We start from the raw sequence: 25,381 nt of genomic DNA on the forward strand, positions 1-25,381 counted from the left end.
GCTACTACAAATCTTAAAAAAACATGTATTTAAAATACATTACCTTTTTAAAATAAAAATAAAGTATTATATAATTTCAATTTTTAAAATACGTAATGAAAAAAAATTATGAAATGTGTCACATTTAAATAATATTTGACTTTCATAAAAATAAAAAATTTTAATTAAACCAAGCGCTCTAAAGCAAGCGATGTTTTATTCCTTGCAGCACGTAATTCTATGATTTTTTTACGTTCAATTTCAACAACTTCTAGTTTTGCATTCTCTATAAACTTTGGATTATTTAACCTAACTGATATTTTTTCAATATCTTGTTCAATTTTATTGATATCTTTCATCAAACGGGCACGTTCAGCATTTAAATCAATCAACTGCTCCAGCAATAAACAAAAAGTCACCTCTCCCAAAACAATTTGCGCAGATCCAGATGGAATTTTATCAGAGAAACAAATCGTTTCAACACGTGCTAATCTTTTAAGAACAGTATCATAACGCTGCACGCGTTCTTGTATTGTCCCCTCCCCTTCTATAATAACAAGAGGTGTTTGTGCAGCTGCTGGAACATTCATTTCAGAGCGCACAGAACGAATTTCACCAATAACGTCAATAAGCCAATTAACATCGATTGCAGCTTCTTCATCTATAAATGTTATCTGAGGCCATTGCGTCAATGCCAACATATTTTCACGCTTTATGCCCGACATTGCTGTGAGAGACCACAACTTTTCCGTCATATGAGGCATAAAAGGGTGCAGTAGTTTATAAACTTCGTCAAGAACCCAAGCAGTACATGTTTGCGCTTCTTTTTTGGAATCTTCGTCTGAACCCTGAAATACAGGTTTAAGAAATTCAAGATACCAATCACATAATGTATTCCAAGCAAATCGATAAAGTGCGCTAGCAGCCTCATTAAATTTATAGTTCTCAATACCAGCAGTCACTGCTAAAACAGTTTTGGATAATTCTGTTACAATCCAACGATTAAAAGTAAGTTTTGCTTCTTCCGGCTTAAAAGACAAACCATGCCTAACCCCATTCATTTCTGCAAATCGAGTGGCATTCCATAATTTTGTAGCAAAATTGCGATAACCTGCAACACGCGAAGGATCAAGTTTCACATCACGACCCTGTGTCGCCATAATAGCTAAAGTAAAACGTAAAGCATCCGCACTATATTGATCAACGAGTTCCAACGGATCAATAACATTTCCTTTAGATTTCGACATCTTTGCACCTGTCTGGTCCCGTACGAGAGCATGTACATAAACAGCTGAAAAAGGTACCTCACCCATAAAGTGAATACCCATCATCATCATACGAGCAACCCAGAAAAAAATAATATCAAACCCAGTGACCGATAGAGATGTTGGATAAAATGTTCTTAATTCTGTCGTCTTCTGTGGCCAACCCAGCGTCGAAAAAGGCCACAAAGCTGATGAAAACCAGGTGTCTAAGACATCCTGATCACGCGTTAACTGAACCTCTCTACCATAATGAGATAAAGCTGAAACTAAAGCTTCTTCTTCACTTTTTTCAACAAAAATTACACCATCAGGGCCATACCAAGCTGGAATCTGATGTCCCCACCATAATTGGCGAGAAATACACCAAGGTTGAATATTCTCCATCCAATTGAAATAGGTTTTTTCCCAACTAGCTGGAACAAATTGTGTTTTTCCTTGACGAACAGCTTCTACTGCTGGTTTTGCTAATTCTGCAGCATTGACGTACCATTGATCGGTTAAGAATGGCTCAATAGGCACTCCACTTCTATCACCATGAGGAACGGTGTGCAGATGATCATCAACACTCACAAAATAACCCCGCTCTTTCATTAAAGATACAATCCGATTTCGTGCAACAAAACGATCACATTGATCTAAATCTTCCACCAATGCTTTCAATTCATCTGATAAAATCAAACCACCAAAAAACGCCTTATTATCACGTAAAAAAATTTCAGCCTTTTGCGTTAAAATATTGATTAAGCGTAAACCATTTCTTTGCCCTACTTCAAAATCATTAAAGTCATGTGCTGGTGTAATTTTTACAGCACCACTTCCCTCTTCAGGGTCAGCATAAGAATCACCAACAATCAATAACTTGCGACCCACAAGTGGTAAAATAGCATTTTGACCTATAAGATTTTTATAACGATCATCTTCAGGATTAACCGCAATGCCCGTGTCACCAAGCATTGTTTCAGGCCGCGTTGTCGCAATTGTTATAAAAGTTGTTGAATCATTTGGATCAAAGACTTTACCTTCAAGCGGATATCTAAAATGCCACAAATGACCTTTTATTTCTTTCGAATCCACTTCAAGATCTGAAATAGCCGTTAATAATTCAGGATCCCAATTAACTAAACGCTTGTCTTTATAAATCAACCCTTGCTTATAAAGTGCAACAAACACTTCACAAACAGCTTGAGATAACCCCTCATCCATTGTAAATCGTTCACGCGACCAATCACATGAAACACCAAGACGCCGTAGCTGATTAACAATAACACCACCTGTCTCACGACGCCATTTCCAAACACGTTCAATAAATTTTTCCCTACCCATTTCTTGACGTGTTGGTTCTTGATGTTCTGCCAATTGGCGTTCAACGATCATTTGCGTCGCAATCCCTGCATGATCCAAACCAGGTTGCCATAATACGTTTCTACCCTTCATTCGCTGAAAACGTACCATAATGTCTTGGATTGTTGTATTTAAAGCGTGCCCCATATGAAGTGAGCCCGTTACATTCGGTGGGGGAAGCATAACGCAAAAAGGCTCTGCATCTGGTTTTGAACCAACTCCCGCCTTAAAAACACCATGAATCTCCCACTCTTTTGCGATCTGTGGTTCTATGGAAGCGGCATCATAGTTTTTTTCTATCATTCTTCACCCACTTACTCATAATACCACTAGAAAACGTAACCTATAACCTAATATCCAGCAAATATTATTTGTAAACGCCACCCATTTAAAATGACCTCACAAAATTACAAACAAATTTTTACAATAAAAGGAAAATACTAAATGGCTAAAAGTAACAAACAAATATTTAAGGTAAATTTTTAATTGTCTTAGCGATCTCTTTACGCAAAATCTTTTCAATAAAAACAGGCAATTGACACTGTAACCACTCTGCTATAGCTGGACGCAAAATGTCCTCTGCAATTCTTTCTGCAGAAGAAACAAAATATGGAGATAGCTCTACACAATCAAAAACTGTATTTTCTTGCTGCGATACAAATGACTGAGTATCATATCCTTCTGTTTCATAAATAGGATCCTCTCCTTCGGAAGAAAATTCTGTCGCTTGTATACCCATAACTGTATTATCCTCTACATTTGTGTTATCTTGTACTTGTGTCAGAGAAAAATCCTGGTTCTCAGAAGAAAAACCAATACGATCAGCCAAAGCCTTCATTGCATCATCAACTGATAAAGTTGTTTCACAAGCATTTTCTGAAGATACCTCTGAGTGCTCTTCAAAAGAAGTATCAGAAGCAGCTTCATTTGCAAAATGATCAGCCTGAACTGCATTCTCTTCAATGATTTCACGAATAGATGTCAAAATCTCATCCATATTTGGCTCACGTAACGCATTTGAACTCTGTACCATATTCTTTTCCTTAGTTAATGACTTTTTCTATTTAAAAATGAAGTTATATGCAAACAATACATTTTTCAATACTATTAGCAATTTAATCTGTGTATCCTTTGAACGCTAATCACTAACAGTTTCAGCGAGTATATTTAACTGTCTTCAAACCTAAATAATTTGCAGTTAGTTTTCCAATAGAAGATTGAACACTATAGCTTGCAATTACAACATCCCGTTCTGCAATTGCCAGCGCAATTTGAGCATTAATCAACTGAGTTCGAGAATTTAAAATATCTAATGTAGTCGCTTGTCCCACTCGGTTTTCTTGAATACGACCTTTAAGAGCAATTTCAGCAGCATGAACACTCTCCCGATAAGCTACAACAGATGCACGTGCACCCTCTAACTGAAACCAAGCAGCAGTTAATGCCCGTCTTACATCATTTTGAGCTACAGTAAGTTGGAGACGAGCTTGCTCAAACTGCTCTTTCGACTGACGAACCTGCGCAGATGTACGTCCACCTTCAAAAATTGGAACACTCAATGAAACTCCAATCGATTGAGAAATCCCATCCTCACCAGGACCACTATAAATCTGATTATAAGACACTGTTGTAGAAAAATCTACTTTAGGAAGCAAAGCCCCCTTTTTTGCTTTCACATTATAAGAACTGGCGTCAGTCAAATATTTTGCATAAAGAATCGCTGGATGCATGATATCGCCAATTTGATAACCAATATCAAGATTCTTCGGAAGCTCTGTTGCCACTGGTGGGCGTTCTAACTGTGTAGGATCTGAACCAATGATTTGACGATAAATGGCTTCCATTGCCTTTACATCAGCACAAGCGAGACTAAATTCAGAAACAGCTACAGAACGGGCTGCCTGCGCTTGAGCAAAATCCACATGAGCTCCCTCCCCTACATTCAACCTTGCTTTATTCGAACGAACTTGTTCTTCAAGAGCAGCCAAGTTTTCTCGACGAAGATTAGCAATACGGCGCGCTTTATACACATTAGCGTATGCTGTTATAGCATCTAAAAACATATTTTGCTCAGCATTGCGAAGATATTCACGTTGTGCTTGTGTTTTAACTTGAGCTGAAAAAAACGTATTTTGCGTAATAAAACCGTCAAATAATCTTTGACTTAACTTTATCCCTACAGATCCAGAAACATTATGAGCCCCAATTACAGGCTTATTCCGACTATAGGTTCCAACTCCTTCAATTTGCGGGAAAAAATTTGAGCGAGCAATAACCATATCATCATCTGATATACGTACAGCAGCGCGTTCGCTATTTAACTTGGCATTATACATATAAGCCTCAGCCAAGGCATCCTTTAACGTACTAGCATGAGCTGATCCTGATATAAAAACATCCACTATTAGCAATAAACATGCTTGAAGTTTCTTATTTATTTTAAACACACTATAAATCCTAAACTTACCACACAACTCTTTGCTTATTCATGGATGAAATAAATATTAAAACACAAAATCGAATGTCTTTAAAAAACCAGGCAGAGGTTTGACAGCAAGGTTAAAACTACGACGAACTGAAATAACCTTATCTTCTTTTATATAAATTTGTGCAACACCCGCGCCACCATGTCCTTCCACCACAACAAGACGCCCACCTTCTTTCATTTGATCAAAGATACCATCAGGAATAAAATCAACAGCACCTTCGATAAAAATCACATCATAAGGCCCCTTATCAGCGTAACCCTGCTCTAATGGTCCACAAACAACCACCACATTATCACACTGATGATATTTTAAAAGCTTATCTGCTTGTTCTACAAGCGTTTTATTACTTTCCAACGCAACCACAGATGCAGCAATCTTTGAAAATAATGCTGCACAATAGCCACTATTTGCACCAATATTCAGCACACTATCTGATGGTTTTATAGCCGCAAGTTGTAGTAATTTTGCTAAAGACGCAGGCTTCATCAAATAGCATGCACGTAAATTATCTTGCACTGGAAAAACAACGATATCTCCATCAAGATAACTTAAATCTTTAACATCTTCTGACACGAAATCTTCACGTGGCACTGTTAAAAATGCCTCAAGAATCGATAAATCCGTTACATCGACTGTACGAATTTGATTGTCAACCATTTTGCGGCGAAGTTCTGCAAAATCTGCAACCATAACTAGTTTCTTCTCCTAATGCATAACAAAAACCACAATCAAATGGCAATAATTAAGAGCGTAATATTTTCCATTGTGAGTGTGACAAAAAAGCACGTTACAGTCAATAACAAGATTCCAATTGTGCTAGTTTTCCATATATTAAAATAACTTTTTCAAAAAATTAAAAGTATTATGCAATAAAAAATTATTTTAATTGAATTAAGTGGAGGCCTCGCCCGGAATCGAACCGGGATACAAGGATTTGCAGTCCTCTGCGTAACCATTCCGCCACGAGGCCTCGTCAATAAATATCAAAATTGTCAATAAGGGAAGGTAATGCGTCCGTCAAGATACAGTAATCTTTCTTGGATCTTTTTTATTCTTTTTACGCAATTTCTGAATTTTTTTTTAAAAAAAGCAATTTTACCCTTTGCAAATGAATATTGCTTTGCTATAGCCCTTGCACTAAAATAAATTAGTGTTATTCCTCGGTAGCTCAGTGGTAGAGCAACCGGCTGTTAACCGGTTGGTCGCTGGTTCGAATCCGGCCCGGGGAGCCATTTATTTTTTATCCCTATAATTTGTTGATTTTATTGATATTTATTTAAGGTTAGAGATAAAATAATAAGGTTAGAAAATAAGATTTTCTAATATAGCTTGTCACAAACAAATCTGATTAAATTAGCAATTTTTTGGGCAGAATCAGCAACAGGGCCAACTTCTTTAATAACACTGCAGCATCGTAAAAATCTTTCCTTCCAGTTGTTACCAAGATGCTTAACGCCACTCATCATAAGTTTCTGTAAAAAAGGCTCAACTGATCTCGATACTTCGTCACTTTCGTTATCTAGTTGAGAAATTTTGCTACATAGAATTTTAGGATGATCGCAATCAGATGCTTCATTACGAACAATAAATAAATTATCTATTTGAGTCTCCTCAATCAAATAAGGAGAATGAGTAGAATAAATCACACTATTATTATCAGACCCTGATAATTTCTGCAAAGATTGTAATATTTTTTCCTGGGGATGGATATGTAGATTACTTGCAGGTTCATCCAATAAGAAAATCGTTCCATTTTTGCTCCTATTGGTACGAATATCTGTGAACACTTTAAAACAAAAAAACCAACGGCACCCTTTGCTTCTTTCATGTAAAGAAAAAGTGCGACCTTTAGCTTTGACCTCTAAACAAAAATCTAGAAAATTAGGATTTGATCCTGTTACTTCTTCTATGCTAAAGCTATCAAATACAGTTTTTCCTCCTGTAATGTCTTCCCAATCTCTGGTAACAACAGTATTAAGATAATCATTCATAGAAGATAGACGTTGCTTGACTGCGTCTTTATCATCACAATCAATGACATCACATTGAAAATTAATGTTGGATTCAGTTTTTCCCCCAGTTTGCTGTTTATGAGCACCAATCAGTAAATCGTTAAAAATATCATGCCATAAAAGGTTTTTTTTATCGTTCAACAAACTATCTTGTTTTAATTGTTCATTTGAATCTTGAGCTGCATTTTTTAAAAATCTAATTTTATTAGGCACATCAAACATAAAATCATCATAATAGACGATTTCAGGAATATGGTCCTTTATATAGGTTAAAAGCGTTGTTACTGTTTTATCTCCATAATCCTCATTGTTGATCATTACACGCTTTTCTGTGCAACAGCTCTTAGCAAATGAATATACAAAAGATAAATTTAGTTGGTTATTTTCAGAGAAATCATCTTTGATTTTTTTCAGTGTGTTAAGCTTAGCTAATTTTTCAATCTCCGCTTCATCTACTGAAATTGTGGCAGATAAGATAATACCTTTATTAAAATAACCTATTTTAGGACGTATAGAAGCAAGCTCTTCATCTGTTAATTGTTTCCCTAAGCATAACTGTGACAAGAGGTAAATACCCTGTAAAGTTGTCGTTTTCCCTGATTCATTATTCCCCACCAGAATAAAAGGAAAACGTCTATCTCCCCCTGAGAGATCTATTTCCACAGATTCTCCTATCCCTTTGAAATTTTCTAATTTAAATGAAGTAAATATCATGATACCCCTCAGTGGACCTTAAAAAGCAATATTTTATGGTGCTATTATAGAATAAGGATATCTTATTATTATATTTCAAAGTAATTCAAGCAACAAACACTTAATTTCTTTAAAAACCACTGTTTTAAATGTGAAAAATATTATACATCGCATCTATGAAAGCAAAATAAAGATCAGTAAAAAGATTATAAATACTATTCACTTCAAAAATGAGATATCACTTTCACATTCTCGTAGATTTTCACATCTTTGGTAGGTACTGATTATTTCTTGCAGCGCTTCTTTTTCTTCTTCTATAAGCTTTATGTATTTTCCAATTTTTCTTCTGAATTGGTTTTCATTCACACAAACGTTCTTCATATTCATCATATTTTAGATACTTCTTGTTAAACTTGAATTAATGTTACCCAAATTCACATTTAACGTATAATCGTGCTTTTGAATGAAATATCAAAGTAAATGTCTATTTCTCTTGCACGGATTAGAAAAATATTTTGAGAAGAAAAAGTCTTAATTTTAAGATATATTATAATAGAGTTTCCTCATCATAATTAATATAATAGGCAAATTTTAAGCAAACAAAAAATACAAAATGTTTGATGTTTGCTTCATTTTTGAAGCATGAGAAGAAGTTATTGCTTTTTTTGGGGGACTTCATTTTTGCCTATACTTGTATCATTTTTACTACAGATTTTTTACAAAAAATATGTATCATTATGTGGTTTAGTGTCTAACTTTGGAGCAATATATGAATACTAAATATTTAATTACTGCATCTATTTTTATTTTAGTTGTGCCCTCTGCAGTACAAGCAGAAATTGGTACAATTTCTCAAGAATCAATGTCCGTTCTACCAAGTGTCGTTGCTCCTTCTTTTTCTTGGACAGGTTTTTATTTCGGTGGTCAAATTGGTGGTTTTTCGAGTAAAACTGCTCTAAATTTAAATTTTAAAGGTATTGATTCTACAAAATTATCACCGATTGAGAAAGATTTATTACCCAAGCTTTCGGGTTTTATAGGTGGTCTTTATGCAGGAGCTAATTTTGAGCTTAATAACAATCTTGTTCTAGGTGTTGATACCGATGTAATTTGGTCTGATAAAAAAGATACAAAGGTTATCAAACGTAGCGGATATAAAATAGATGTAGGGGAGCGTGGATTACAGAGACAAGATTCTGTACAAGAAGCAGTATCAAGCAATGAATTATTAGAAAAATTTATTATAAGTTATACTGTAAAACAAAAGTGGGCCGGGGCCACACGAATGCGTATAGGTTTTGCTGTTGATCGTATTATGCCTTATATTGCTGGAGGTGTTGCTTATACCCAGATTCAAGATATCTTTTCTGTCTCAGGCGAGGTAAAAAAAGGTAAAATAATAGATGAAACAAAAGCAATGGTTGGTTACACTGTTGGTGGCGGTATTGATTTTGCAATGATCGATGATCTCATTTTACGTGCAGAATACCGTTTCTCAAACTTTGGTAAAAAGAAATTTATTAAAGATAAATTTGAAATTGATTATAAAACTAATGATTTTCGTGTTGGTGTATCTTATAAATTCTGATTTTTATAAAATGTAATTAGTTAAGAAATTTTGTCATTTTTTGCACAAAAGTTTTATAAGTATTTTTGAAAATTCACATGATTTGTTTTTTGTAAAATGGTATTCTAATTATAAATTGTAGTCTCTAAAATAACAGAAAATTTATGATGAGCTAAGTAAATTAAAAACAGCAATATAAAATGAGTGTAAAGTTATTTTTTTGAAATGAGGCTTTTTTTGTGTGGAGTTTATTTCTCCTTTTTTGAATGTGTCTGTCGTCTATTTCAGATTTATAATTAACAGTTAATGTAAATCTCAAAGCTTTTATAAGAAATATTTTAAATTCAACTTAATTAGAATGAGTTATTAGCGAAAACTTACAACTGAGCTGCCTTATTTACTGATTAAAAATTTTTCAATATAATCTTAAGAGGTAGCTATAATTAAAATTATCTATTTTTGTTCTCAAGTTATCATCATATTTTAAATATTTAACGCGAAGAATGTCTAAAAAGTCATTTTGTTAAAGTTTTTTCGTGTTTCTTTTACAAGAGAAAATTGATAATAATATTAAATTGATGCACAAACTAAAAACAATTTTAATGCATTCGCATTATAACAAATTTAATTCATTCTTTTAATTAAAATATAGCTATAATTTATTGAATAATATATATTTATAGTAATAATTAGTTTTTTATAGTTACTGTATTTTGAATATTTTTTATCCGGATTGGTATCTTTTATAAGGTAAAATATCCACACCTTTTTACAAAAAAGTTTTATTTTAACCTCTTTTCAACTTAAAAGTAAAAAAGATGTATATTAATCATGGCTAAACAGCTTTAGCGATAAAATTTATTAACGTGCTTCACTTCTCTTCTATATTAACTTACAATATTTAAATTCTTTTTTAAATTTGTTTCTTTTTTATCAAACAAGTGAAAACAACACTCATAGATTGAAAAAATGATTTAAGATATATTAAAAAATTATTTTAAAACATATTTTTGCTTTTGAATTAAAGTATACGTTCACGTTCATTATTGAATTTTAAGTAATTTACTCGCAAATTAAAAATGAGTCCTATCATGCTTGAAAAATAATGAAAAACCAGTCTTTTTATCAAGCTGATTATTATTAAAATTAATCGATACATTTTTGAATTAATTATAAGTTGCTTCAAACATTCGCTAATTATCAATATATTACGAAACACATTGGTCTCGTACTACAACTTTGCAACTTTACAGCTAGAATAGTGCATTTGTGCACTTTTTAAATGTTCCATTATATCTTCTCATAACAAACCAGCTAATATACAATTAAGCCTAAAAGTGCCAAATACAATTAAATACACTCATCAATCTGTTACTATAGCTTAAGGATTTTACCTAAATTTCCTCTGATATAATCTAGTTATCTTGCTTACTCTTCCAAACGTTTTATTTAAGCCACCTGTTTTATTGACTTACGAAAACGAAATGATTTAGCACGTTTTGTTGTTGTGTTTGCTTTCTTATATCTTTTACTTTTAGATGAAGAATTTTTGATATGTGATTGTTTAATTTCATCTATATAATCAAAACTCTGCTTCTGACATTGAGATTTTTTAAACAATGTTTCTTACCATTTTCTGGTATAAGAGATTTTTCTAAGAGTATTGCAATTTGTGGTGGGATATCTTTGTGAGTTAATTTCATTCGAATAACGTGTTCTACAGCACGTAAACGCACTTGTTCTACCTTTTCATCAAAAAGTGTAATAGCGTTGCCAAACGTACCATTTCGTCCCGTACGGCCAATACAATGTACATAATTTTCAGCTTCATCCGGCAAATCATAATTAATAACGTGGCTGACTCCAGGCACATCAATACTACATGCAGCAATATCAGTTGCAACAAGAATCCCTACTGACCCTTCACGAAAAGCTTTTAACGCACGCTGTCGTGCAGCATGCGATTTATTTCCATGAATTACTGGCAACAGAATATCCCACCTTCGTCAAACTGCGCGCAACAGCATCAGCGCCATGTTTAGTTCGCGTAAAAATAATAACCGAAGCTAAAGCTGGATCTGTTAAAAACTTATTCAAAACGCTCTTTTTTTCATTTGTAGAAACACAATATAATTTTTGAGTAATTTTTGTAGCAACAGTCCCTTGAGGAACAATTTCTATTTTTACTGGTTCATTAGCAAACTCTTTACAAGAGTAACTATTTCTTACGGCATTGTCGCCGAAAAAAAGCGTTGTTTGACAAAAGTTTTGCAATGCGTTGTACATCGCGAATAAAGCCTATATCTAATATACGGTCAGTTTCATCCAAAACCAGAAAACGAGACTGAGAAAGATCAATGCATTTTTCACAGACAAGATCCATTAAACGCCCTGGTGTTGCAATTAAAACATCCACACCTGTTTTCATACGTTTGATCTGTGCAGATCGAGACACCCCCCCTAAAATTAAACATGTTGAAAGATGAGATCCTTTTGCAAGCATACGAATTGATTCTTCAATCTGAACTGCAAGTTCACGAGTTGGAACCAAGATCAAAGCTCGTGCAGTTTTAGGATATCTTTTATCACCTAAAGCCAAAATTTGACTCAAAACAGATAACCCAAATACTAATGTTTTTTCCAGAACCAGTTTGTGCAATACCTAAAATATCATGCTTTTTTAGCATTATTGGAATAGCTTGTTTTGAATAGGCTTAGATTTGTTTATACAAGCAATAAATAGGTTTTCAGTTAAAAGTGCAGGTATACTCAATTTTATAAAGGTATTTTTTTATATTCACAACAAAATCTCTCTTTAACTCAAGAACTGTTAGACAGCTAACAAGATATAATTACATCACTTTAAATTCCGCATAATCGAGATTTGACATTGAACATTTAAAATACGGCTTAAATAGAAATAAGCGACTTGAGCAGTTCATAAGTATTTTAAAATTTAAAGAGAAAATATAAAATTACTTTGTAAAACGCCAATATTTAAGCTTAAATGTCTTAAGCTATACTATTGTTGGATTAAAATAAAAAAGCAAGTACTTTCTAAAAGCATTTATTATAACCAGAAGAAACATTAGATTTATTATTTATCTTTTTATTACTGTTTCCTTTGGAAGATTGATTCCATCAAAATCAGGATAAATTTCAAGAAAAACTGGATTTTGTATTGTTTTCTGCCCCCCATAAATTAGATACCACCTGTTATTATCAAAAATCGCCAATGTCTTATAGCGAATAATGCGATCTTCTGTTTTTAGCGTAGTTGGAATCAAAGCGTAAAAAGTACCATTATCTGTTTGCCGATAATCTATCTTTATCTCATCTAAATAATAAGCGTCAGCAGATAAATTTTCAAACTGAACATGGAGCTGTTTAAGCAAACTGTCGCGTAAATCATCTTCTGTTGTATTTAATCGATGCGCCATTTCTTTATAAAGCCGACCAGGCATATGATCAGAAACAACCGCAAAATTTCTGTCCTTTATAGCATTATTGATATCAACAACTAAGTTTAAAAGCTCTGTCTTTTGTATTGTTGTTTGTTTGGCTACTAAACCTTGTCCGCCAATACCTAACAACAAAAATACACCCAGCGTAAAACAATGAAAAAATCTCATTTTTATAACTTTCACTCTAATAAAAAATTTAGACTCTCAGATTACAAAATCAAATAATACCTGATCATTAGTAATATCACGATAAGGCCAACCTAATGCTTGAAAATTTTTCTCTAAGACGTAAAAATTATCATATTTTTTTGTTTCAATTGCAATCAAAACAGAACCAAAATTTCTAGTTGATTTTTTGAGATATTCAAACCGCACAATGTCATCATCTGGCGCTAATTGAGCAAGAAAACTACGCAAAGTACCAGGGTGTTGTGGGAAACCAAAAATAAAATATTTTTTTAATCCCTGAAAACGCAAAGAGCGCTCTTTAATGTCTGGCAAACGTTCAAAATCAAAATTACCACCTGAAATAACTAAAAGAATTTTTTTGCCTTTCAATTCCTGACAAGAAATACTTTTAAGAGCATCAATCGACAAAGCACCAGCTGGCTCAAGAACTACACCTTCAACATTGAGCATTTCAACCATTGTAGAACAGACTCTGTTTTCAGGAACTGTAATAATACAATCGGGTGAAAATTGCTGCAACATAGTATAATTTAACGCGCCAATTTCAGCCACAGCAGCACCATCTATAAATGTATTAATATTTTCAAGTTTGACATGTTTTTTGTTTTTTAAACATGCAAGTAAGCTCGCTGCTCCTTCTGGTTCAACAAAACGGATCTTTGTTTTCCAACCATATTCATGTAAAAAATTGCTCACACCACTAGCCAGACCACCACCACCCACAGGTACAATAATCAAATCTGGCTCACTTCCTCCATTAAGTTTTTTCCATTGTAAAGCAGCCTCACATAAAACTGTTGCTTGCCCTGTAACAATGCGAATATCGTCAAAAGGTGGTGCCATCACACCTCCCCCATCAGCTACAAAAGACTGCGCAGCCTCATAGCATTGGTCAAATGTATCACCAACCAAACGGATTTCAATAAATTCCTTACCGAAAATGCGTGTTTTATCAATTTTTTGCTGTGGTGTTGTCACAGGCATAAAAATAATGCCTCTACGTTTAAAATAGTGACAAACAAAAGAAACCCCTTGTGCATGATTACCTGCTGATGCACAAACAAATGCCGCATCTTGAGATACCTTATCAAGCATTTCTGAAACAAAATTGAAAGCACCACGAATTTTATACGACCGTACAGGTGTTAAATCCTCACGTTTTAAATAAATTTCCGCATCATATTTTTGACTAAGAAATTCATTACGCTGAAGTGGTGTTTCAGTAAAAACATTACGTAAAGCTACCATAGCTTTAGTTACATCTTGAACAAATTCACTCATAGCACCACTTATTTTCCTGCTTTATTGATAATGTATAGATTTCTTCTAACTGTAAAAACAATTATTGTCAGTCAAAAATTTATCAAAAAACGAAAGAAGTTTCTTCTGTTATTAATTCTTGATTAAATAAAAGATATAGCTTATGAGAAGCCCTTATCGCGGACGTGATGAAATAGGTAAACATAGCAGACTTAAAATCTGCCGGTCGAAGGCCTTGCGGGTTCAAGTCCCGCCGTCCGCACCATTATATACCATTATATAAAATCTTTTCCTACTTCAGTCCTATTGGAAATGATAAAAACTCTTTTAAAATCACTTTATGTAAAGAATTATAGCATTATTAATGCGGCACAGATAATTACTAAAAATTGTAAATAAAGAGTTGTTAAGGCATTTTTTAATCATACCTTCTTGGCAATTTACTAATAATGCTCCGCTAAACAGTTAGGGTTGCCACCATGAATCACCCCAAACACTTTTTAAAAGCAATTTTAAGTTCTACAGTTTGAACATCTTTTTGTAGTTAATGAAATTTAAGATCTATATATAGATTCTTTAAGCAATCTGATTTTACATATCTGAATTGAACCTAATAAATGCGTATCAACCTTTTCTTATTCTTTCTCTGATCTTCTCGAATATGAGAAATCCTTTTTATGAAAAAGCATCAAAATTTTCATAAATATATCACCAATTTCATAACTAAATAGATCAGAAAATTTTACTACAAAACTCTTCCAACAAACACCCTATAATAAAAGAATCGTAAACTATTTTATTTAAAAAATACTCTACTTTCAGCTATCTCTATAGTATCGTCTGCTTTTATTGCAAAATTATCCTTATTGGAAAAAGTAATAAAACAGCCCTTTGTACAAACTGTAATCATTTGGCCAGTATCTAGTGAAATATTTGAACGTGCACTTCCTTCAGCAATAATAAGCAACTGTACTGTTAAACCATTATTTTTCACAGTTGCTGCAAAAACTTTCATAGAAAAAATACTTAATAACGTCATTGTAATAAAAATATAAAAATATTTTAGCACTCCAAAATTCCTTCCTCAAAAAAACGTTTATAAAGCATAAAGCGAAGAGCATTGTTTACCTTAGAAGTAGAAGTAATATTAGGTACGTAAATAGCCAAAGTAAATGAAAAGTTTTGTTTATCAAATCCAGTAAAATTCACCTGCGGCGCAGGGTTTTTCAAAACCCCCTCCGTCGCAGAAGCAATCTCTAGCAATATTTGAACGACGTATTCTGGATCAACATTAGTTGCAACAGTCAAAGGTATATCAATTCGCCCCATTTTATTACGACGCGTCCAATTATTTACGTTGTTATTAATGAGATTTGAGTTAGGAATAATGATTGTTTGGCGCTGAAATGTCTCAAGTTCAGTTGCACGCACACTAATACGTTTGACAATACCACGAACCGATCCTGATTCTACGTAATCACCTAATTTAAATGGCCGCCCGATTAAAATAATAAGCCCAGATACAAAATTCTGGACAATATTCTGCAAACCAAAACCGATACCAAGTGAAAGTCCCCCAGCAACAAGCGCCAAACTACTAAGATTAAAACCTGCTGTTGATACTCCTAACAAGACCGATAAAGCTATACCCCCATAGCTTATGACCGTTTTGATAGAATTGCGCACACCCAGATCGAATTCTCCACGCTCCATTACTGTGCCATCTAACCAACCAATAAATAGACGAATAATGAATAAACAAACAAAGAAAACAACCATTCCCATGACAATAGAAATCAAAGAAATAGATATATTTCCAATTTGAAAACCAGTCATTAATTGCCAAAATACTGCCCCTATCTCAGAATACGAAAATCCAAACTGTCCAATAATTGGCACTGTACAAAATACAAACACGACCACATTAAGAAAAATACTAATAACAGTTCCCAATTGATCCATTGTTTTCTCCTCGAGATGAAACCATTTCATCAAGGTGTGGCCAATTCCTGTTTTGATAAATTCCCCTTTAGATGCGATAGCACGTGTACTTTGTATCCCCAAATACATCAGAATCAAAAATGCACTACTGATCACAATCAGTTGTACAACAAAACGCGCCAAACCAATATAACCTAAAAAATCCATCACAATAAGAAATAATCCCAATACTAAGAGAGGAACACGTATATAAAGTGGCCAGAGTAGTGGTTTTATCTCTCCATTTTGAAAACGCCTACGTCTAAACTGCAAAGGTATAAACGAAATAATAAACAGCAAAACTCCTACGAGAAAAACAGCAATAAAACTTTTAGCAATTGTCAAAGAAAAAGATGCTGAAACAACCCAATAAATGCTATTAAAAACAGCATCAAGCGCTAAAACTCCACCTAACAGAGTAAGTAAAATTACCAGTTGATATGCTGGTGATGGTGCAACATTCACAAGGCGGATAGACGCCATTTTTGGTGATAAAAGAGCAACTGCTATACGATTTATCAAAAAAACCATAATAATTTGGTGCCCAATTGTATAAAATACTTCTGTAAGCTTCCCAAAAGTCAAATTGAAATAATACAATAGGAAAAATGTCAAATAAACACAAAAAACACATACAAATGAAGGCAAAAGAATTGAAATAAAAGCAACCAATAAACGCTGTAGATAAGGGACTTCGTCATTTTCTTTGACAACGCGGCACCTTACGTGTGCAATACTTGCGCACGAAAAATAAGAAAGACTTAAAGCAACAACAAGTGAAATAAAAAAAGTAGAAAATAATTGTAATGGTTTGAAATGATACACAAATTTCCACCAAGAGTTAAACAATGAAATAAAATCAAATGAAGTCTCTTTGGTTTTTGTAATAATATCTTCAAGCATTGACATTGAAAATTCAAATTTGTACGTAAGCGTGCGTGTAAACAGTGCTCGAGATTGAGAAATAGCACGTTCCGTCATCTTATTTGCAGTCAAAAATATTTCTTCAAACTGACATACTATACTATTAATTTTAGCCTTTTGCTCTATCAGACCAGAGCGCTCCTTACTTTGGTTTTCTAAGTCTGTTTGACCATCTTGTAGCTCAGCTAACTGGTCAAGAAGTATATTAATGTTACTAAGAGGAGCACGTAAAACAAATGCAGCCTCTAAAGCACGTTTACTGATATCTTGCGCCTGCAACCGCCACTCTTTTACAATGTGTTCATCTTCTGATTCACTTTCAAAGTTTTTTTGTAAAGACTCGATATCTTGTTTAAGAGTCTCAAGAATTGGCTGTTGTTGTTCAACAATTTCTTCAACCAATTGTGAAGTTATTGATTGTCCAGTTTCTGTAGTTGGAGATGCTAAATTTCCCCATGAAAAAGCGCTAAATAAAACATTAATCGTGATGATTGAGAAAAAAACACATAATTTTTTAAAAAATGAATACATATCCGCCCTAAAAATAAGTAAAAAGAGTAACTCCTTTTAAAGTATGGCATAAGATAATATTTCCAACTCTCATAGAATAATTCCATAAAAGTTTCCCCTCACCCAATAATGCTGATAAAGGAGATTAATAAACCTAAAATCAATAAGACAAAAAATATTTTAGCATGTTTTTTGCTCTTATATTGCAACAAATTTTCTCTTTTGTACAATTTGTTTTTTGTTCAACGTGAACAATATAGTCGATCAATAACTTAGAAATGCGTACGCACTTGATCAGAGTACGACATACTGATAATGTAGTAGGTATTATGGCTTTATCTAGAAAATAAACACAATCAACTGAATTTCACGATGATTACAAATAAAATGTATAACAGCTTATACCTATTATGATTTACCTGTTGCAACTTTCCAAAACAGGCATTGAATATATTTTAAATCCTATAATCATTGCTCGTATAAGGTGTTATAGTCTTCAAAAATAATATTTTCAAATTAACATTGCTTCTTCTGTTTTTTGAGCTGCAAAATTATCAGTTTAATTTTACTTTGCGCACTTTAACTTTAATAATTCTTACAGTGCCTATTAGTTGGAATATATCATGCGTACACCTGGCTGGCTAATTACTCTCTATTGCCTTATCCTTTTAAGTGGCATTTACGTTGCATTACCTAATTTATTTTCACAAGAGCAAATTAAAAACTCTAAATTCCTGCCTAACACCCACGTAACACTTGGACTTGATCTTCAAGGGGGATCTTCTCTTTTACTCGAAGTTGATGTAAAAACATTAAAGCGTGATCAGTTACGTACAGTTTTAGATAATGTACGCACAAAACTGCGTGAGCAAAAAATTCGTACATCAAATATTCGTATCATCGAAGATGATATTATTATTGTTATTTCCGATCCTACACAAAATCAAAAAGCCATCACTGCTTTAGAAACATTGATCATGCCGATACAAAATAGCTTTGGCACCACAACCAATGATATCGCTATTAGCACTCAAAGTGAGAATATCCGTGTAACATTAACTGAATCTGGTATTAAGGACCGTATTAAAAACACTGTCGAACAAAGCTTAGAAATCATCCGCCGGCGTATTGATCAGATAGGTGTCGCTGAGCCCGCTATTCAAAAAGTGGGAACTAATCGTATTATGGTTCAATTGCCTGGTCTCCAAGATCCAAAACAATTACGTGATCTTCTAGGAACAACCGCAAAAATGACCTTCCACCTTGTTCCTTCCAATGTGGATGTAAACACCCCGCCTATAGGTGTTTCAATTCTTCCTGGATATACTGATGAAAATCAACATTATGCAATTTATGATCAAATTGCTTTGGATGGAAATGTGCTAAAAGACGCACGTGCAGGTTTCGACCCGCAAATGCCAGGACGTGCTATTATCTCGTTCACCATGAATTCAATTGGTTCTAAAATATTTGCGGAAATAACACGCAAAAACATTAACCGTCCCTTTGCAATTGTTCTTGATAACAAAGTTTTGACCGCTCCTGTTATTAATGGCGTTATCCCTAATGGACAGGGTCAAATCACAGGAAATTTTGATATAAAAGAAGCATCAACCCTTGCTGCTCTACTTCGAGCTGGCTCTTTGCCTGCACCATTAATTGTTATTGAAGAAAGAACTGTAGGCCCAGATCTTGGTGCAGATGCTATTAAAATGGGACTGTATACAGGAATTATAGGTTTTGTTCTCGTCGCCATTTTCATGTTTCTTCTATATGGTATTTGGGGCATTATCACCGATATAGCGCTAGCACTACATACTATTTTGACACTTGCAGCATTAAGTCTTCTCGGTGCTACACTTACACTGCCAGGTATTGCAGGTATTATTTTGGGTATTGGCATTGCTGTCGATGCCAATATTTTGATTAATGAACGTATTCGAGAAGAAAGTCGAAAAGGTGTCAGCGCCTTTGCCGCCTTAGATCGTGGATTTAAACAAGCTTTTGCAACTATTGTTGACGCCAATGTTACCGCTATTATTGCAACCATTTTACTTTTTTGGTTTGGTAATGGCCCTATTCGTGGTTTTGCAATCACAATGTTACTTGGAATTGTTATTTCCATGTTCACTGATATCACCATAGTGCGTATCATCATGGTTTGGGTTGTCCGTAAATGGAAAATAAAAACGTTGCGTATTCAACCCTTTTTTGACTTTACCTTACACAATATAACTTTCCACTTTATGAAAGCCCGTTTTATAGGTATTGGTATTTCAATTATTTTATCACTTGCTTCAATTTTTCTGTTTTTTAAACCTGGTCTGAATTTTGGCATCGATTTTATTGGCGGCAGCCAAATGAGTATAACGACAAAAGCACCAGCAAATTTGGCTACCTTACGCTCAACGCTTTCTGCCCTTAATATTGGTGAAGTAAAATTGCAAAATATTGACAATGCACATACAGTTTTAATTCGTATCCAGAAACAAAATGGCAATGAAATGCAACAAACCGTTGCCATGGATAAGGTTAAGGCAGCCATACAGAATATCTACCCAGATGCTATATTTGATCAAATAGAAATTGTTGGCCCTAAGATTTCAGAGGAATTTGTCACAGCTAGTGTTATTGCTGTTACACTGGCAGCAATTGCTATGTCACTCTATATTTGGTGGCGTTTTGAATGGTTTTTTGCAGTTGGGGCAATTGTCACACTTATTCTTGATATCACAAAAATGATTGGTCTTTTTGCTTTATTTCAATTTGATTTCAATTTGACTGCCATTGCTGCCCTTTTAACGATTGTCGGTTACTCGATTAACGATAAAGTAGTTGTTTATGACCGCATGCGTGAAAATATGCGTCTTTATAAAAAAATGCCGATGCATCAATTGATAAACCTCTCGATTAATCAAGTTTTTACACGCTGTGTCTTCACATCAGCCACTACAATATTCGCTATGTTGCCTATGGCATTATGGGGCGGAAGTGCTGTTTATAATTTTGCATTGCCTATGGTCTTTGGCATCATTATTGCAACATTATCTTCTGTCTTTATTGCAGCACCTATCTTATTATTGTTAAGTAACTGGGGTATAAGCAAAATAAAAGAAAAAGCATAAACAATAAAATTCAACAAACCACAAAAGTGGCACATCAATTCATATAACGTGCCATTTTTCTCCTCCTATAAAACTACAATCGTTTTAAATAACCCATTTCCTAAAAAATGCTTCAAGAAATTATATTCTATGACACACTACTAATTACAGCTCTTTTTATTGGATTTATGTTGAGCATTTCTTTCTGAAATAATTGTTTATTATTTACGTCTTTCATTACTGGCGAGATATTTGTTCTCTAAGGATTATTATTACATAACTAAATACAAACAGTTCTAAAATAAAACTCCGTCTCTTATCAAACAACCCATTGAAAGAGTTTCATTGTTAGATATTTGGTGTTGAAGTGCATTTTTATTAAAAGTTTGTATCTATCAAAACCATTGCAACCTCTATTATTATCACACAAATAGCGTTTGCTATTTTCTAGGGTTATGTTCCTAGCTGAACTATGGATTACGGTTTTAGGAGTGGTTTATTCAGTGTACCATAACCAATACTCTATAGAAACACCAACTTATTAAAACGAAAAAAAATTTATTGCTACCGCGTGATTAACTATTAAAAATTTAATCATGACCTTAGTACTACCCCCTACACCTTCAAGAGCAACTATCCCTCAGAATACGGAATAAAAGAGAATTAATTGGTCTTTTTATACAATGGCTGATTTAAAATTCGGAGCATTCCCCTCTTAAAAGCCAGTGTGCAGCAAAAAATTCTTATCATTTGCAAAAATGCCTCTTCTGTTCTTTCTTTTATCTCTGCAAGCATATTATTTAATCTAAAAAAGAAAGAAACTTGATAACTTTCTACCGCTTCTAGAAATATGATTAATGATCATATCAGACAAATTTATTATTGCTTTTTTCATTATGAAACTTACCGCTATTTTAATAAAATAATTTTCTACTATCTTAAATAATTTTGCCAACATTAGAAAATTTTTTATTCTCACAAAATCAGATTCAAGCTTAGAACCCTTGAATAATTGCTTCTATGTTTGATCTTTACAGAAACAACTCCTTCTATTTTACTCAAATCTTTCCGTTTTCAGTAACCTTTGCAAAATTAAAAATATTTAGAGAAAATTTTACGTAAATTGATAAAATGCGCAAATAATTCTTAATATAAATGAAAATTCTAACCTAGAGTTCCTATTTACTATTTTAAAAACCAGTCATGTTGTGATGAGTACTTACAGTTGTATTGCAAATAGATTGCATTTTTCCTGAATAAAAAAACTTATAATTATGGCAGAAAAATCAAGATATTTTACCAATAAAATAATCGCAGATAAAATCAAAACGCTTAGCAGTAAATACCATGGAAACAATAAATTATTGATACAACTAATATTTAGAAATATACAAAAAGGTGTTATTGTATTATTGAAGTAGGATAGTGCATAACAATATATTCAATCTTAAAGTTTATACACTACTTAAAGCAAAAACAGCTTATTTTACTAATTGATGTGTAGCCATTGTAATGATAATGACAAAAAGCACTTAAGATTATGAAATAATGTAGCGAAACAGCGATTTGCAATCAAGATGAACAACCACGAATTATGTGCACAAAAACCGTACATGAAAACCCGGAAATGGATAAAAAAGTGTGAAATTAAAAAAATTTATATGGCCACTTATCGGCATCCTAACAATGCTGATATCAATCCGTATTCTTTATATAAAACTATCAACTATTTTTCTTACTGACGTACTAGATCGTTTAGCCGATTTAAAAGCGCATCAGTGGTTACTAGCCTGTTTTTGCTCACTCATTGCTTATACAGCCCTTGCTGGATATGACCGAATTGCCTTGCAACATCTTGGTCGTAAAATTTCTTGGATATTCATTGCCATCTGTTCATTTACCACTTATGCACTTTCACACAATATCGGTGCTTCAGTTTTTTCTGGTGCTGTTGTGCGCTATCGCGCTTATAAAATGAAAGGACTAAGTGGAACAGAAGTTGCAATATTAGTTGGCTTTTGCTCTTTTACTTTTGCAATTGGAACAATCTTGCTTTCTGGTATCGTTTTAATTCTGCAGCCTGAAATTATCACGCTCATTTATGAAAATCTTCCCGTATGGCTTGGAACAATAATTGGCGTAATTTTACTCGCCTTTATAGCGCTATATACTTTTGGCAGCTGGTTTCAGTTAAAACCTCTATATATAAGCAAAAAAATTCAACTTTCTTATCCACGGCTTAAAATTGTCATTCAACAGCTTCTAATTAGCCCATTAGAGCTTTTAGGAGCAGCAGGAATTATATATGCCGTACTGCCACACAATACTGATATTTGTTTTATTTCTGTACTTGGCGTTTTTCTGGTGTCCTTCACCATTACCTTGCTTTCTAATGCACCTGCAGGAGGAGTAGGTGTACTTGAAGCTTTATTTATGGCAGGTATGCCTCAAATAGATCCCGCTAATGTTATTGCAGCACTCATTGTATTTAGAATGCTCTATTTGATTATACCATTTATTATCTCACTGTTCTTTGTAGCAATTTTTGAAATTCACCAATATCGGAAACGAACACAGCACACTTCACTTGAACAAAAAAGCTAAACTTACTTCACCTTTTCCTGTTTTCAAACAAATAACAAGAATTGTTGCTAAATTTAATTAGTATATTTACTTGATTTTCCTCTAAATGCACAACATAAATGACATACTAAAAAAAGTGTATTTTACGATTATAGATAGCTATTTTAATTACAAAAGTATTTTATAACTTTGTAATAACGCACTGATCAGTGTTTATTTTTCACATAGATATACAAAATTCATGGAATAAATATTACTTTTTAACCTAAAATCTTTTTAATACTTCTATGATTTCAGATATTCATAAATTTGTATAAGCATATTAAAACCAATAATAAAAAATTTGGATATTATTTCCTAAATCATTATTTCGTTTTCTACAAAATTAAGTGGAGAGATGAGCACTTTAGAAATATTTCGACGGTCCATTTCAATCACTTTAAAACACAAACCTTCAGTTTCAAAACTTTCATCCTCATTTGGTAAATGACCAAAATGCCAAAGCATAAATCCTGCAAGCGTAGTATAACGGTCTGCCTCATCAACAAAATCACGCTCAAGATAACTACTCAAATGGCGAATATCCGCACACCCCTCAACAAGAAAACTTCCATCTTCAAGTCGTTCCACTACAACAGGTTCTTCATCATCATCAGGAAAATCACCAGCAATCGCCTCAAGAATATCCGTTGGTGTTGCAATACCTTCAAAAGATCCATGCTCATCCACAATAATCGCAAGCTGAATCGAAGAATGGCGTAATTGCTCCATCAATCGTAAAACACTTGTATTTTCATGAACAACAAGTGGCTCACGCATAGCTCTTTGCCAATTAATCCTTTGATCTTCAGCCCAATTTAAAAGCAGATCCTTAGTTAAAGCAACACCAACAAATTCATCTACTTTTTCGCGTGCAAGAATTAAACGACTATGTTTAACTTTTTGCAATTCTTCACGCATCTCACTCTCATTACCATTCAAGTCCAGCCATTCAATCTCATTACGGGGTGACATAATAGAGCGCACAGGACGATCAGCTAAATCAAGAACACCACGTATCATTTCTTTTTCTTCCGGTCGAAAAAGCTCAGAAGTAGCCGCTTGTTCAACAATAACATCTACAGTTTCACTAAGATTACCGTCTTTTTTCCACCGCCTAAAAGTCTTAACACAGCATCAGCTGTCCGCTCACGCAAATCATTTGTTGTAACCATCTTTTCACGATTACGACGCCCAATTTGATTCAAAACTTCAATGAGAACTGAAAAACCTATTGCTGCATACAAATAACCTTTTGGAATATGAAAGCCCAATCCTTCAACAATGAGGGTAAAACCAATCATCATCAAAAAACCAAGACAAAGAATGACAACAGTAGGATAACGACTAATCAAACGCATAATGGTGCCAGATCCCCACATCATTACACCCATCGCAATAACAACCGCTATATACATAACCATTGCCTGATCTCTGGCAATCATACCTGTTGCAGTAATAATACTATCAAGAGAAAACACTGCATCAAGTACAACAATTTGGACAATCACTTGCCAAAAAACAGCGTAAATAACACCAGTTTTCCTTTCATGGGCTGCCCCCTCCAATCTTTCATGTAACTCCAGCGTTCCTTTTGCTAACAAAAAAGCTCCACCACTAATTAAGATGAGGCTGTGCCAACTAAAACCAAAGGATACGATAGAAAAAATTACTTTATCAAGGCTTATTACCCAGCCAATAACCATGAGAAGACAAAGCCGCATAATTAATGCTAAAGTTAAACCTACCAAACGTGCACGATTACGCAAATGTAATGGTAATTTTTCTGCTAAGATTGCAATGAAAACAAGGTTATCTATTCCTAAAACAATTTCGAGGAAAATCAATGTAACCAAGCCAAACCACACATGGAGATCAATGATCCATTCCATCATAGTTCATCCTTTGACAATATTATAAAAAACTTAAATGTGCATCGTTGATGAAATAAATTCATAAGCTTTCATTCGCACAATTGATCA

General features: G+C 33.7%; 12 protein-coding genes, 3 tRNA genes and 2 pseudogenes. 5 read left to right on the forward strand and 12 right to left on the reverse strand.

From position 1 onward, the window contains the following. Positions 1 to 164 precede the first annotated feature (164 nt). The 5 genes from BWD162_RS04085 to BWD162_RS04105 all read right to left on the reverse strand — a co-directional run bounded on the left by BWD162_RS04085 (position 165) and on the right by BWD162_RS04105 (position 6,044). Positions 165 to 2,888, reverse strand: a complete 2,724-nt coding sequence (locus tag BWD162_RS04085; protein WP_078705550.1) for a valine--tRNA ligase — start codon at positions 2,886 to 2,888, stop codon at positions 165 to 167. 166 nt (positions 2,889 to 3,054) lie between these two features. Further along, positions 3,055 to 3,618 (reverse strand): DUF2497 domain-containing protein, encoded by a 564-nt coding sequence (locus BWD162_RS04090; RefSeq protein WP_078705551.1) that lies wholly within the window; start codon positions 3,616 to 3,618, stop codon positions 3,055 to 3,057. A gap of 121 nt (positions 3,619 to 3,739) precedes the next feature. Continuing rightward, the gene (locus tag BWD162_RS04095; RefSeq protein ID WP_194284847.1) at positions 3,740 to 5,032 is read right to left on the reverse strand and encodes a TolC family outer membrane protein; all 1,293 of its coding nucleotides are present in this window, start codon (positions 5,030 to 5,032) and stop codon (positions 3,740 to 3,742) included. Between the two features lie 57 nt (positions 5,033 to 5,089). Further along, complete coding sequence (locus tag BWD162_RS04100) at positions 5,090 to 5,764, reverse strand: protein-L-isoaspartate O-methyltransferase family protein (protein ID WP_078705553.1); 675 nt, start codon at positions 5,762 to 5,764, stop codon at positions 5,090 to 5,092. Positions 5,765 to 5,970: 206 nt separating this feature from the next. Continuing rightward, positions 5,971 to 6,044: transfer RNA gene (locus BWD162_RS04105), tRNA-Cys, on the reverse strand. A gap of 187 nt (positions 6,045 to 6,231) precedes the next feature. On the opposite strand from BWD162_RS04105, the gene BWD162_RS04110 reads away from it, so the two are divergent. Continuing rightward, a tRNA-Asn gene (locus BWD162_RS04110) sits at positions 6,232 to 6,306 on the forward strand. Between the two features lie 87 nt (positions 6,307 to 6,393). On the opposite strand, the gene BWD162_RS04115 is transcribed toward BWD162_RS04110, so the two are convergent. Beyond that, positions 6,394 to 7,800 (reverse strand): AAA family ATPase, encoded by a 1,407-nt coding sequence (locus BWD162_RS04115; protein ID WP_078705554.1) that lies wholly within the window; start codon positions 7,798 to 7,800, stop codon positions 6,394 to 6,396. Positions 7,801 to 8,548: 748 nt separating this feature from the next. Here BWD162_RS04115 and BWD162_RS04120 point away from each other — a divergent pair. Then, on the forward strand, positions 8,549 to 9,367 hold the full coding sequence (locus tag BWD162_RS04120; RefSeq protein ID WP_078705555.1) for an outer membrane protein: 819 nt from the start codon (positions 8,549 to 8,551) through the stop codon (positions 9,365 to 9,367). Between the two features lie 1,428 nt (positions 9,368 to 10,795). Here BWD162_RS04120 and BWD162_RS04125 read toward each other — a convergent pair. The 3 genes and pseudogenes from BWD162_RS04125 to ilvA form a co-directional block, all read right to left on the reverse strand. After that, positions 10,796 to 12,147: pseudogene (locus BWD162_RS04125) on the reverse strand (DEAD/DEAH box helicase). A 300-nt stretch (positions 12,148 to 12,447) separates the two neighbouring features. After that, positions 12,448 to 12,978 (reverse strand): hypothetical protein, encoded by a 531-nt coding sequence (locus BWD162_RS04130; protein ID WP_078705556.1) that lies wholly within the window; start codon positions 12,976 to 12,978, stop codon positions 12,448 to 12,450. Between the two features lie 36 nt (positions 12,979 to 13,014). Further along, positions 13,015 to 14,280: a threonine ammonia-lyase IlvA gene (ilvA, locus tag BWD162_RS04135; protein ID WP_078705557.1), complete on the reverse strand. Its 1,266-nt coding sequence runs from the start codon at positions 14,278 to 14,280 to the stop codon at positions 13,015 to 13,017. A 158-nt stretch (positions 14,281 to 14,438) separates the two neighbouring features. On the opposite strand from ilvA, the gene BWD162_RS04140 reads away from it, so the two are divergent. After that, positions 14,439 to 14,524: transfer RNA gene (locus tag BWD162_RS04140), tRNA-Leu, on the forward strand. A gap of 531 nt (positions 14,525 to 15,055) precedes the next feature. On the opposite strand, the gene BWD162_RS04145 is transcribed toward BWD162_RS04140, so the two are convergent. Then, positions 15,056 to 15,328, reverse strand: coding sequence for a hypothetical protein (locus BWD162_RS04145; protein WP_078705558.1), 273 nt, complete (start codon positions 15,326 to 15,328; stop codon positions 15,056 to 15,058). Then, positions 15,322 to 17,694 carry a mechanosensitive ion channel family protein gene (locus tag BWD162_RS04150; protein WP_078705559.1) on the reverse strand — a complete coding sequence of 791 codons (2,373 nt, stop codon included), beginning with the start codon at positions 17,692 to 17,694 and terminating at the stop codon, positions 15,322 to 15,324. Before BWD162_RS04150 ends, BWD162_RS04145 begins: the two co-directional genes overlap by 7 nt. 602 nt (positions 17,695 to 18,296) lie before the next feature. Between BWD162_RS04150 and secD the strand changes: the two genes are divergently transcribed. Both secD and BWD162_RS04160 read left to right on the forward strand, forming a co-directional pair. Further along, positions 18,297 to 20,798 (forward strand): protein translocase subunit SecD, encoded by a 2,502-nt coding sequence (gene secD, locus BWD162_RS04155; protein ID WP_078705560.1) that lies wholly within the window; start codon positions 18,297 to 18,299, stop codon positions 20,796 to 20,798. Between the two features lie 1,620 nt (positions 20,799 to 22,418). Further along, positions 22,419 to 23,381 carry a lysylphosphatidylglycerol synthase transmembrane domain-containing protein gene (locus tag BWD162_RS04160; RefSeq protein WP_078705561.1) on the forward strand — a complete coding sequence of 321 codons (963 nt, stop codon included), beginning with the start codon at positions 22,419 to 22,421 and terminating at the stop codon, positions 23,379 to 23,381. 336 nt (positions 23,382 to 23,717) lie between these two features. On the opposite strand, the pseudogene BWD162_RS04165 reads toward BWD162_RS04160, so the two are convergent. Next, positions 23,718 to 25,294, reverse strand: a pseudogene (locus BWD162_RS04165) (TerC family protein). Positions 25,295 to 25,381 lie beyond the last annotated feature (87 nt).

It is taken from the genome of Bartonella sp. WD16.2 (assembly GCF_002022505.1).
Classification (GTDB): domain Bacteria; phylum Pseudomonadota; class Alphaproteobacteria; order Rhizobiales; family Rhizobiaceae; genus Bartonella.

What these genes read in the sequence shown, in the direction of transcription:
- BWD162_RS04085 (WP_078705550.1), bottom strand. Translation starts at nt 2,888, where the DNA reads ATGATAGAAAAAAACTATGATGCCGCTTCCATAGAACCACAGATCGCA.
- secD (WP_078705560.1), top strand. Translation starts at nt 18,297, where the DNA reads ATGCGTACACCTGGCTGGCTAATTACTCTCTATTGCCTTATCCTTTTA.
- BWD162_RS04090 (WP_078705551.1), bottom strand. Translation starts at nt 3,618, where the DNA reads ATGGTACAGAGTTCAAATGCGTTACGTGAGCCAAATATGGATGAGATT.
- BWD162_RS04115 (WP_078705554.1), bottom strand. Translation starts at nt 7,800, where the DNA reads ATGATATTTACTTCATTTAAATTAGAAAATTTCAAAGGGATAGGAGAA.
- ilvA (WP_078705557.1), bottom strand. Translation starts at nt 14,280, where the DNA reads ATGAGTGAATTTGTTCAAGATGTAACTAAAGCTATGGTAGCTTTACGT.
- BWD162_RS04150 (WP_078705559.1), bottom strand. Translation starts at nt 17,694, where the DNA reads ATGTATTCATTTTTTAAAAAATTATGTGTTTTTTTCTCAATCATCACG.
- BWD162_RS04100 (WP_078705553.1), bottom strand. Translation starts at nt 5,764, where the DNA reads ATGGTTGCAGATTTTGCAGAACTTCGCCGCAAAATGGTTGACAATCAA.
- BWD162_RS04130 (WP_078705556.1), bottom strand. Translation starts at nt 12,978, where the DNA reads ATGAGATTTTTTCATTGTTTTACGCTGGGTGTATTTTTGTTGTTAGGT.
- BWD162_RS04120 (WP_078705555.1), top strand. Translation starts at nt 8,549, where the DNA reads ATGAATACTAAATATTTAATTACTGCATCTATTTTTATTTTAGTTGTG.